This is a genomic window from Pseudomonas sp. xss_4 (assembly GCF_043104125.1).
GTDB classification, from domain to species: Bacteria; Pseudomonadota; Gammaproteobacteria; order Pseudomonadales; family Pseudomonadaceae; genus Aquipseudomonas; species Aquipseudomonas parafulva_B.
On sequence record NZ_JBICKJ010000072.1, the window covers coordinates 18,375 to 30,098 of the forward strand.

Consider the following 11,724-nt stretch of genomic DNA (forward strand, 5'->3'; position numbering starts at 1 on the left):
TTTGTCCAGTGGTCCTAAGATGGCTGCATTCGAGCAAACTGGGCCGCCAATGAGCGACAAGGACACTATCTCCATCGAATTGGTACGCGAGGCGTTGTTGCAGGCTTGTCCTCAAGCAGGCCACGCGCCTCTGGTGCTACGCAAGGCAGGCATCGAGCCGCACCTGCTTTCGCTGCCAGGTGCGCGTGTGCCGGCAACTGCTTACGCGCGCCTCTGGCGCCTGCTGGCGCGGCGCTGCAACGATGAGTTCTTTGCCATGGACCCGCGCGGGCTACGCAGCGGCAGCCTGGCATTTCTCTGCCGTGCCAGCAGGGGGCAACCAACGGTCGGGGCAGGCATCGAAACCGCACTGGCTTTCCTGTCGTTGACCCTGGATTATCTACAGCCTCACTTGATTCGCCAGCAAAGCCTGGCCGAGATCGTCATCGTCGAGCCCACTGATGAGCCTCGACGAGCCTTCACCTACTTCACATTCTGGATGATCGTCCATGGTGTGGCGTGTTGGCTGGCAGGGCGTCGCATTCCGATTCTGGCCATCGAATTGCGCTGTACCGAACCTGCATTCTGCGATGACTACCGTGTCATGTTTTCGGAAAACCTACAGTTCTCTCGACCGCGCACCCGTATGATCCTGGCCGCCGATTGCTTCGATCAGCCCATCCGGCGCAGCGATGACGAGCTGCACCGTTTCCTGGCCCAGGCGCCTGCCAACATCCTGGTCAAGTATCGAGATCCCGACAGCCTCGCTCGACGCATTCGACGCAAGCTGAGTGAGCAAGACCCAGCGTCGTGGCCCGATGCGAATGGGCTCGCCCGCCGGTTATGCCTGTCGGCTTCTACGCTGCGGCGCAGGTTGGCAGAGGAGGGGCATAGCTATCAGGCCCTCAAGGACAGCGTGCGGCGCCAATTGGCTATCAGCTGGTTGGCGCAGGAGCAGGTTGGGATGCTGGAAATCGCAGCGCGTTTGGGCTTTGCCGACAGCAGTTCGTTCTACAAGGCCTTCCGCAAGTGGTTTGGCTGCAATCCGGGTCACTACCGAACGTTGGTCCTGGGTGCAGGGAAGGTCGATTAGGTCGGGTTTCCGTCTGCCACTCGCTGAGCGCCCATCACACAGTCCAGGTTGAATCAGCATCGACAGGACCTACACGATGTCAGCTTCCCTCACGACTGCTTCCGGCTTCAATGCGTCCTCTGCCAAGGTCGCAAGCGCTACCCATGACTTCATAGCCGCGCGCCTGCCTGAGTGGCTCAAGCGCGCTTCTCCCGCTCAGCTCAACCGGCTGCGTGACCGCTTCAAAGCGCACCAGGCCAGCCAGGAACGCGTGCGCGCCTCTACGCGGCGGTTGATTCCACTGCAAAGCTTCGCTGAGTTGCATATGCAGAGGCTGGTTGCAGATCTGCCGGGCAGCCCGGCCCTGGATGCGCTGCAGTGGCGGGAGATACGGCGCAATTTCAAAGTCCCGCAAGGCACCGGCCTCCCGATCGATGAGGTAATCGAGTTAAGAGAGCCTGCCGTTTTGCGCCTGATGCAGAATTTTCACGAGCAGGCTAGCTTCTACCTGGGCACTGGTCTGGTGAATACAGGTGAAGACAGCTTGCTCACCGCAGACATCGATGCCCTGGTGCAGGCATGCCGGGACCTGAATGCTGGCGGGCGCTATCAGAAGCTCTTGTCGCAGGTGTTCACCGACGACACCTGCAACGCACTGATTGCAGACAAGCGAGCGGCGCTTGAGTTAGCTACCGAAGTGGCAGCACTGCGCGGCGATTTGACGGCCGGGCAACAGATTGCGTTGGCGGGCTTGGCGAGCGATGAGGTCGATCACGGCGAGCTGCGTGCCTACCCAGGCTTGCTGAGCATGCTGGGGCATACCCTGTGCGATGTCGTGCTCGTCCAGTTGCGCGATGAGCACGGTACGGATCGAGGGAGCATACTCTACAGGCCCAGCGATCCTGGCCAGGCATTGCGCCATTTCACGTCCATCCAGGAAATGAACGCCGTGCTCGCGACCGCTCTGCAGAAGGAGAATTACCGGGCTTACTTCAGTCAGTTGGTCTCTGTGGAGGGGCGCGCTTCCTTTCTCGATACATTGAACAAGCGCTTGAGCGACCCCGTGCCTGACCTGTCGCTTGAAGGCGTCACAGGAACGGAGGATATTTTCTCAAGGCTGGTCGACCAGCAGGTTCAGCGAATCAAGGACGACGCGCGTCTGTTGTTGGTGCCAACCGCGCAGGTGGACCGACACGCTTCTGAAGTGCGACGCAACCAGTGGCGCTCGTTGGGTTGGAATCTGGTCAATCTGGCTGGACTTTTCATACCTGTGATGGGCGCAATGCTGCTTGGACAATTGGTAGTGCAAACGCTTTCGGAAGTCTTCGAGGGCGCAGCTGACTGGTATCACGGTCATCAGCACGAAGCTCTGGAGCACATGCTTGGTGTGGCCGAGACGATAGCAGTGACTGCCGTTGTCGGCGCCGGAGCCAACATACTGGCCAGGGGATATGCAGCCACTGATTTTGTAGAAGGACTGGAACCGGTGCGCGGGTTCGATGGGAAGTCGCGGCTATGGGCCAACGACCTCAAGGTCTACGCCAGCTTGCCGGAGGACCCACAACTTGGGAGCGACGGTTTGTACAGGGACTGGGGGCGAGCGTTCTTCCGTAGTGGCAAACGCTATTTCCAGGCGCATCGCCCTGATCCTAGTGGGCCATGGCGCTTGCGTCATGCTCAGCGTCCGGAAGGCTTCGGGCCTGTTCTCGAACACTTTGGCGAGCGAAGCTGGCGGTTGAACGATGGTCGACCACTGGAAGCGGATCAGCCCGATCTCATGCTCGAACAGCTTTGGCCTCAGGCAAGACCGCTCACTCACCAGCAGGCGAGCAAAGTGTTACAGGCCGCCGGAATCGATGTTGCCGCGCTACGGGGTTTACTGGTAGAGGCGCGGGACATTCCAGCCAGTCTGCGTGACAGCCTGGAGCGTTTCGAAGCCGATGCGCGTGTCAGCAGGTTTTTTACAACCCTGCAAGCTGGTGCAAGCCCACGAAACGAAGAAGCGTTGATGCAGTGGTGCCTGGAGCAAACCGTTGCTGGTGGAGGGTCGCAGTTGCATGAGCGCCTTCTTGAGGATGCAGGTCGCTTACGCGGGCTCATGTTCAAGCACCTCTGCCAGATACCGAAGGGCGATGATCCATTGTCCTCAGTCATCAGATCCGACATGCCGGGTCTGCCCGAGCGTTATGTCCAAAGTCTGGCCGCTGACATTGGGCGAACCGAGCGTGATCTTGCCCTGAGCACGGGAAAACTGCCATTGCGGTGCCTACGCCAGGGTGCTTCGTTGCTGCGTGTTGCCAGGTTGACCCGGGCCATATGCGGTGTATACCTGCCCAACGCTTACTGCGATGAAGCGGGCGAACTCGCATTGGCCCTGCTGCAGCGATTGGACGCATGGCCGGCCTTGCACATAGAGCTCTGGACAGACGGCCCGGGTGCGCACCGGATTGCGACGATAGGTGATCAGTCGCCGGATGCAAATCTGATCAAAATCGTTCACAAGGAGGGGCGTTTCCGGGCCATCGAAGAGGCAAGTGCAGGCTATGGTGCTTTGATAGACGAGTCGCACGACTTCTACTAGACACTGCTCGCATTGCTGGAGCCTGCCCAGCGCACTGCGCTTAATCTGGATGGCGATCACGCTGCCGCGACCTTGCGTGATCGCCTGGTGGCACAGATGCCTGAAACGCATGCCGAGGTCGAGCAACTACTTGGCTGGCCTCGACAGGATCGTTGGTTCAACCCAGGCCGGCGTATGCCCGACGGTCGCGTAGGCTACCCACTCAGCGGTCGTCCGGCTCGACGTCGTAGCCCCGACAGCCTGCTAAGGAACCGCTTACGCAATCTGTACCCTGGTCTGGCCGATGGTGCGATCGACAACCGCCTGGCGCGTTTGCTCGAAGGCCCTCAGGCTGCCTATGACGCCTTGCTGGAACTGGAAGAGGACCATGCTGATCTTGAGCGACACCTGAACCGCTGGACAGGCTTCGAGTCCAATCCGGCTCGTCAGCGGGTCCGTCGGCAGGTCGCCGACCAGATCCGCCGGGCCTGGCGACAGACGAGCGAACCTCTGGGCGATGAGGCGGCCGGTCAGCGGCTGAGCCTTGTCAATCTGAATGTGGGCAGCTTGCCCGAGCTGCCTGCCCATATCGAGTTCGAACTCACAAGATCATTGGTCATCAGTGACGTGCCGATTACGCACATGCCCGCTGGATTCCTTTCATGCTTCACCCGTTTGAGAGAGTTGAACCTGAGCAGCAACGGTCTGCTGGGCGTGCCTACGGAAATTGCCTACCTGGTCGAGTTGCGAACCCTGCGCCTTGCACGCAACAGCATTCGGCTGGACGATCACGCCTTGAACGCGCTGACCCGCCTGCCGCAGTTGACTCACCTGGATCTGAGCTACAACCCGCTGGGGGCATTTGGGATGCGCTATAACCAGTTGACGCGCCTGGTGGAACTCAACTTGCGTCACTGCAGGTTGGGTGGGTGGCCTCACGGGTTGGAATTGTGCAGCACCTTAGAACGCGTCGACCTGCGTGACAACCTCCTGCACATTGTGCCTGCGGAAATTCTACAGTTGCCACACGCCCGCCGAATGAGCTTCATGGTGGAGCGAAACCGGTTAAGCAGCGTCGAGATGCAGCGGCTCTTTGCCCTTGATTCAATCGCCGAGCATTTTCATCTTCCCGAGCCGCGGCGTGTAATCGACCCGCAGGTGACCTGTGATCTTTGGCTCGATGCAGGCGATCCGCAATTGCGTGTAAGCCGTCAGGCCCTCTGGGCGCGCCTGATGACTGATTCGGACAGCGCTGGCCTGGTACGGCTGTTGGGGCTTCTTGAAGATACCGGTGACTACGACACTGCATCGTTTCAGTTGGCGGAGCGGGTGTGGGCTTTACTCCAAGCCATTGATGGCAACGAGCAACTGAGGCAGCGAATTCAAAGCCTGGCTCGTCTGCCATTGACCTGTATGAACAGCGTTGCTGATCGGTTCAGTGAGCTTCAACTCAGAGCACTCGTCGATGGGGCTGAGCACAACGTCGCGCCGGAGCGCGGCAATGAGCTATTGGGTATCGGGCAGCAACTGTTTCGCCTGGACCGGCTTGAGCAGGTCGCCAGGCGCGATGTATTGCAGCGCCTGGCCGCGCGGGAAAGGGTGGACCAAGCTGCCGTCAGCCTGGCCTACCGTGTGAGGTTGCGGGCTCGCCTGAACCTGCCGTGTCAGCCCCATAGCATGCTCTACGCCGATGCTGCCGAGCTGACCAGCATTCAGCTTGAGAACGCCTACCGTGAGGTGATGGCAGCGATGACCCCTGACGCGCTATCGATGAGCCTGTCCCAACGTGTGTTTTGGGCCAGTTACATCCACGAGCGGCATACCGAGGTGTTTGAAGCACTGCAGGCCCAGTTCGCCGCACGTCGATCGGCATTGGCTTTGCGGCAATCAACGCTGGATGCCGTTGATTATCAGCTTCAGCTCGACAGCCTGGACACCGAGCAGGCCGCTCAGGACCAGTCGCTAGTATTTGAATTGACCCGGCAATTGCTGTTAGGGCGCGAACGCGGATTGGGCTAACCGCCGTTGTGGCCAAACCGATCATCCACAATGAATGGTTTGGCCATTGTGGTTACGCCTGAGCGGCGCGAACATCGTCCGGACTTAACCGTGCACTCCAACAATAAAAAAGCAGGAGTCTGACGATGCGTGACTACGCCGAGGCCGCTCGCTCGTTCCATTACCTTGGTGCCGCGCAGGCGGCCTTGCAGGGCGAGCTGCAGGCCCTTAACGCCTGTGTCGAGTGTTGTGATCGCCACACGGGCGTCGACAAGGTGGCCCTGCACTGGCTGGACAGTGAAGGCAACTACGAGCAGCTGACTTTCGATAGGTTGCAAGTGCTGGCCACCCGCTTTGCCAGCGTCCTGCGTGCCCATGGTGTCAGTGTGGGCGACCGCGTAGCGGGGCTGTTGCCTCGCACCCCGCAACTGCTGATCACCATTCTCGCCACCTGGCGCCTGGGTGCCGTTTATCAGCCGTTGTTCACCGCCTTCGGGCCTGCTGCGATCGAGCACCGACTGCACCAGTCGCAGGCCCGTGTTGTGGTCACTGACCGCAGTAATCGGATAAAGCTCGATGATGTCAAAGCTTGCCCGCTCACGATCACGGTCGATACCCGCGATGGCGAACCGGACTTCCAGCGGTGTCTTGAAAGCGCCTCGCCTGATTGCGAGCCGGTCATGCTCACAGGTGACGATCCCTTCCTGTTGATGTTCACATCTGGAACCACCGGGCCTGCAAAACCCCTTGAAGTACCGCTACGGGCCATCGTAGCGTTCCAAGGCTACATGCGTGATGCCATCGATCTGCGCCCCGAGGACAGGTTCTGGAACCTGGCTGATCCGGGCTGGGCGTATGGCTTGTATTACGCAGTCACCGGGCCGCTTTCATTGGGCCACGCGACCACCTTCTACAATGGCCCCTTCAGTGTCGACAGCTGCACGCAGGTCATTACCCAGTTGGGCATCAACAACCTGGCCGGCTCGCCAACGGCCTTTCGCATGCTCATCGCAGCCGGTGAGCAGTTCAGTACCCCAGTCAAAGGACGCCTGCGCGTGGTGAGCAGTGCAGGGGAGCCCTTGAACCCGGAAGTGATCCGCTGGTTCGCCGAGCATGCCGGGGTAACCATTCATGATCACTACGGGCAGACGGAGCTGGGCATGGTGCTGTGTAACCATCACGGCCTGGCCCACCCGGTGCACGTAGGATCTGCAGGTTTTGCCATACCGGGGCATCGGATTGTGGTGCTCGATGAGCAGGGACGCGAACTACCCGCCGGTCAGCCGGGTATCCTGGCGGTGGATCGCGAACAATCGCCCTTATGCTGGTTCGCCGGTTACCACGGGTTGCCGACCAAGGCCTTTGTCGGCAAGTACTACCTGAGCGGCGATACCGTCGAACTGAACCCCGACGGCAGCATCAGCTTCGTCGGGCGCAGCGATGATGTGATTACCACGTCCGGGTATCGGGTTGGGCCTTTCGATGTGGAGAGCGCATTGATCGAGCACCCAGCCGTTATTGAGGCTGCAGTGATCGGCAAGCCTGATCCTGAGCGCACCGAGGTGATCAAGGCATTCGTGGTACTGGCCAAGGGTTACGGCGCCAGCGCCGAGCTTGAAGAGCAGCTGCGCCAGCATGTTCGCCAGCGCCTATACGCCCATGCCTACCCCAGAGAAGTCGAGTTCGTCAGCGAGTTGCCGAAGACCCCCAGCGGCAAGCTGCAACGCTTCATCCTGCGCAATCAGGAAATAGCTCGACAACACGCGCAGCTCGCCACCACGGCCAGCGCTTGAAAGGAAACCGACCATGCAAATAGCCAACAAACACTTCATCGTCAGCGGCGCTGCCTCCGGTCTAGGCGCCGCCACCGCGCACATGCTGATCGAGGCAGGCGCGTCGGTCATGCTTGTGGACCTCAACGGCGACGCCGTGCAAGCCAAAGCCCGCGAGCTGGGCGAGCGCGCGCATTTCAGCGTGGCCGACATCAGTGACGAAGCAGCTGCAAAGGCGGCCGTATCGGCAGCACTTGCAGCGTTCGGTAGCCTGCACGGTCTGGTGAACTGCGCAGGCATCGTGGGCGCTGAAAGGGTATTGGGAAAACAAGGCCCGCACGGCCTGGCCAGTTTTGCCCGTGTCATCAATATCAACCTGGTGGGCAGCTTCAACTTGCTGAGGTTATGTGCCGAGGCGATGGCCGACGCAGAGGCGGACGACGGTGGCGAACGGGGCGTGATCATCAACACGGCCTCCGTCGCGGCCTACGACGGCCAGATCGGGCAAAGTGCCTATGCAGCGTCCAAAGGGGCCGTTGCCAGCCTGACGTTGCCCGCCGCGCGCGAGCTGGCGCGCTACGGTATTCGTGTGATGACCATTGCGCCGGGCATTTTCGAAACCCCGATGATGGCCGGGATGACGCCCGAGGTTCGTGACTCGCTCGCAGCGGGCGTGCCTTTTCCTCCGCGCCTTGGGCGTCCAGAGGAATACGCGGCGCTGGCGCGCCACATCATCGAGAACAGCATGCTCAATGGTGAGGTCATCCGTCTGGACGGTGCCTTGCGCATGGCAGCCAAGTGAGGATAACCCCCATGAACACCCGAGAAGATCCCATCGTCATCGTCAGCGCAGTACGAACCCCGATGGGGGGGTTGCAAGGCGAGCTTAGCAGCCTCTCTGCCGTGCAGTTGGGCAGTGCGGCCATTGGCGCCGCGATTGAGCGCGCTGGTGTGCAGGTGCACAGCGTCGATCAGGTGCTGTTCGGCTGCGTGTTGCCGGCAGGCCTTGGGCAGGCGCCGGCGCGTCAGGCTGCACTGGGCGCCGGCCTGGGCAAGCACACCACCTGTACGACGCTCAACAAGATGTGTGGGTCCGGCATGCAGGCTGCCATTCTTGCCCATGACCTGCTGGCGGCAGGCAGCGCCGACGTGGTGGTCGCCGGCGGTATGGAGAGCATGAGCAACGCCCCCTACCTGCTGGACAAGGCCCGCGGCGGTTACCGCATGGGCCATGGCAAGGTGATGGACCACATGTTCATGGATGGTCTTGAGGACGCCTATGACAAGGGTCGCTTGATGGGCACGTTTGCCGAAGACTGTGCCCAGGCCAATGGTTTCAGTCGTAAAGACCAGGACGATTTTGCCATCGCATCGCTTACCCGTGCCCAACAGGCCATTCTCAATGGTCGCTTTACGGATGAAATCGTCCCGGTGGAGGTGACTGAAAGCAAGCAACGCCGTCTGGTCAAGGACGACGAGCAGCCGCCCAAGGCGCGCCTGGACAAGATCGCGCAATTGCGCCCGGCGTTTCGAGACGGCGGTACGGTAACGGCTGCCAACGCCAGCTCCATTTCAGATGGCGCGGCGGCACTCGTGCTGATGCGTCGCTCCGAGGCGCACAAGCGAGGTTTGAAACCGATGGCCGTTATCCACGGCCATGCGGCCTTCGCCGATGCACCGGCCCTGTTCCCGACCGCGCCTATCGGGGCAATCGACAAGCTGATCAAACGCACGGGTTGGGCGCTTGCCGATGTCGACCTGTTTGAAATCAATGAAGCGTTCGCCGTGGTGACCCTGGCAGCCATGAAACATCTGGACCTGCCCCACGGCAAGGTCAACATCCATGGCGGCGCCTGCGCACTGGGCCACCCGATCGGCGCTTCAGGGGCGCGCATCCTGGTCACGCTGCTGCACGCCCTGCGCCAGAACAACCTGCGTCGTGGGGTGGCGGCCATCTGCATTGGCGGTGGTGAAGCCACGGCCATGGCTGTCGAATGCCTGGAGTGAGGTAAACCATGCTGGTCAACGAAGAACAACAACAGATCGCCGATGCCGTGCGCAGCTTTGCCCAGGAGCGGCTGCGCCCTTTTGCCGAACAGTGGGACAAGGAGCATCGGTTTCCCCGCGAAGCCATCGAGGAAATGGCAGCGCTCGGCCTGTTCGGCATGCTGGTGCCTGAACAGTGGGGCGGAAGCGACACCGGTTATGTAGCCTACGCCATGGCCTTGGAGGAGATCGCGGCCGGCGATGGTGCCTGCTCGACCATCATGAGCGTGCACAACTCGGTCGGGTGTGTGCCTATTCTGCGTTTTGGCTCTGAACAGCAAAAGCGTGCGTTTCTAACGCCCCTGGCAACCGGCGCCATGCTCGGGGCATTCGCCCTGACCGAGCCACAGGCAGGCTCCGATGCCAGCAGCCTGAAAACCCGCGCGCGCCGTGAGGGCGAGCACTACGTGCTCAATGGCAGCAAGCAGTTCATCACCTCCGGCCAGAATGCCGGGGTGGTGATCGTGTTCGCCGTGACGGATCCGCAGGCCGGCAAGCGCGGCATCAGCGCGTTCATCGTGCCGACCGACGCACCGGGTTATCAGGTGGCCCGTGTCGAGGACAAGCTCGGCCAGCATGCTTCCGATACCTGTCAGATCGTGTTCGACAACGTGCGCGTGCCTGTGGCCAACCGACTGGGTGAGGAAGGTGAGGGCTACAAGATTGCCTTGGCCAACCTTGAGGGCGGGCGCATCGGCATCGCGGCCCAGTCGGTAGGCATGGCGCGCGCCGCCTTCGAAGTGGCCCGTGACTATGCCAAGGAGCGGCAGAGTTTTGGCAAGCCGCTGATCGAGCATCAGGCTGTGGCTTTTCGCTTGGCGGACATGGCAACCCAGGTCGCCGTCGCCCGGCAGATGGTGTTGCACGCTGCCGCCTTGCGCGATGCGGGGCAACCTGCGCTGGTGGAAGCGTCCATGGCCAAGCTCTTTGCTTCGGAAATGGCAGAGAAGGTGTGCTCAAACGCCTTGCAGACCCTGGGCGGTTATGGCTATCTGAGCGACTTCCCGCTGGAGCGCATCTATCGCGATGTGCGGGTTTGCCAGATTTACGAAGGCACCAGCGATATTCAGCGCATGGTCATTGCGCGCAATCTTTGAAGGAGCAGACCACATGGCATTTGAAACCATCCTGTTGGACATTCATGGCAAGGTTGGCCTGATCACGCTCAATCGCCCGCAGGCGCTCAACGCCTTGAACGCGCAGATTGTCAGCGAACTGAACCAGGCCTTGGATCAGCTCGAGCGCGACCCTGGCATTGGCTGCGTGGTGCTCACAGGTTCGGCGAAGGCGTTTGCCGCTGGCGCTGACATCAAGGAAATGGCTGAGCTCAAGTACCCGCAAATCTACGTGGACGACCTGTTCAGCGATGCCGACCGCATCGCCAACCGGCGCAAGCCGATCATTGCCGCCGTGTCGGGGTTTGCGCTGGGCGGTGGTTGTGAGCTGGCGATGATGTGCGACTTCATTTTGGCTGGCGATAATGCCAAGTTCGGTCAGCCTGAAATCAACCTTGGGGTGTTGCCGGGCATGGGAGGCACGCAGCGCTTGACCCGTGCGGTGGGCAAGGCCAAAGCCATGGAGTTGTGCCTGACCGGTCGCCTGATGGGTGCTGAGGAAGCGGAGCGCTCAGGGCTGGTGGCGCGTGTCGTGCCGCAGGACGAGCTGTTGCAGGAGGCGCTGAAAGTGGCCGCCACTATCGCTGCCAAGTCCATTCCGGTAAGCATGATGGTCAAGGAGAGCGTTAACCGCGCGTTCGAAGTCACCCTCAGCGAAGGTGTGCGATTCGAGCGGCGGGTGTTTCATGCGGCGTTCTCTACCGAAGATCAGAAAGAAGGCATGGCCGCGTTCATCGCCAAGCGTGAGGCGCAATTCAAGGATCGTTGATGGGGGCGTTTTGCAGGGATTTGCACGGTGGTTCAAGGATGAAGAAGCGTCGCGCTCAGGGTGATGCAGGTGCGATACTTTTGGTGTTCCTGTTTGTTGCTGCGCTTATGATGTTGGCGTCTCGGTATCCCAGCATGATCGAGCGCAGGGTTGAAGCGCGCAAAGCGCAGCAACAGGCGGTGCAGCCTGAGCGGCGGGTTACCGAGACGACAGTTGAGATCATGTTGCCGGACGGGCGGCGTTTGCCGCAGCTAGAGTCGGAGGCATTGATCAAGTAGCCAAAGTGGCTTTTAATCCTTGCCGCTGCCGCTGCCGCTGCCGCTGCCGCTGCCGCTGCCGCTGCCGCTGCCGCTGCCGCTGCCGCTGCCGCTGCTCTTGCTCTTGCTTCTAAGCGCGCGGTCGTCCAGGCGCCG

Annotated in this window: 9 protein-coding genes; all 9 read left to right on the top strand. The window is 61.0% G+C overall.

Translation table 11 applies throughout. From position 1 onward, the window contains the following. Positions 1–49 precede the first annotated feature (49 nt). On the top strand, positions 50–1,072 hold the full coding sequence (locus ACF8GB_RS16175; protein WP_392527324.1) for an AraC family transcriptional regulator: 1,023 nt from the start codon (positions 50–52) through the stop codon (positions 1,070–1,072). 250 nt (positions 1,073–1,322) lie between these two features. Further along, positions 1,323–3,632, top strand: a complete 2,310-nt coding sequence (locus tag ACF8GB_RS16180) for a dermonecrotic toxin domain-containing protein (protein WP_392527326.1) — start codon at positions 1,323–1,325, stop codon at positions 3,630–3,632. A gap of 96 nt (positions 3,633–3,728) precedes the next feature. Further along, positions 3,729–5,630 carry an NEL-type E3 ubiquitin ligase domain-containing protein gene (locus ACF8GB_RS16185; RefSeq protein ID WP_392527327.1) on the top strand — a complete coding sequence of 634 codons (1,902 nt, stop codon included), beginning with the start codon at positions 3,729–3,731 and terminating at the stop codon, positions 5,628–5,630. Between the two features lie 125 nt (positions 5,631–5,755). Further along, positions 5,756–7,402 carry an AMP-binding protein gene (locus ACF8GB_RS16190; protein ID WP_392475319.1) on the top strand — a complete coding sequence of 549 codons (1,647 nt, stop codon included), beginning with the start codon at positions 5,756–5,758 and terminating at the stop codon, positions 7,400–7,402. A gap of 13 nt (positions 7,403–7,415) precedes the next feature. Further along, complete coding sequence (locus tag ACF8GB_RS16195) at positions 7,416–8,183, top strand: SDR family NAD(P)-dependent oxidoreductase (protein ID WP_197844282.1); 768 nt, start codon at positions 7,416–7,418, stop codon at positions 8,181–8,183. A gap of 11 nt (positions 8,184–8,194) precedes the next feature. Beyond that, positions 8,195–9,388, top strand: a complete 1,194-nt coding sequence (locus ACF8GB_RS16200) for an acetyl-CoA C-acyltransferase (RefSeq protein WP_197844283.1) — start codon at positions 8,195–8,197, stop codon at positions 9,386–9,388. Between the two features lie 8 nt (positions 9,389–9,396). Then, positions 9,397–10,524 (top strand): acyl-CoA dehydrogenase family protein, encoded by a 1,128-nt coding sequence (locus ACF8GB_RS16205; RefSeq protein WP_197844284.1) that lies wholly within the window; start codon positions 9,397–9,399, stop codon positions 10,522–10,524. A gap of 13 nt (positions 10,525–10,537) precedes the next feature. Further along, positions 10,538–11,311, top strand: a complete 774-nt coding sequence (locus ACF8GB_RS16210) for an enoyl-CoA hydratase (RefSeq protein WP_058605646.1) — start codon at positions 10,538–10,540, stop codon at positions 11,309–11,311. Between the two features lie 38 nt (positions 11,312–11,349). Further along, the gene (locus tag ACF8GB_RS16215) at positions 11,350–11,589 is read left to right on the top strand and encodes a hypothetical protein (RefSeq protein WP_058605645.1); all 240 of its coding nucleotides are present in this window, start codon (positions 11,350–11,352) and stop codon (positions 11,587–11,589) included. Positions 11,590–11,724 lie beyond the last annotated feature (135 nt).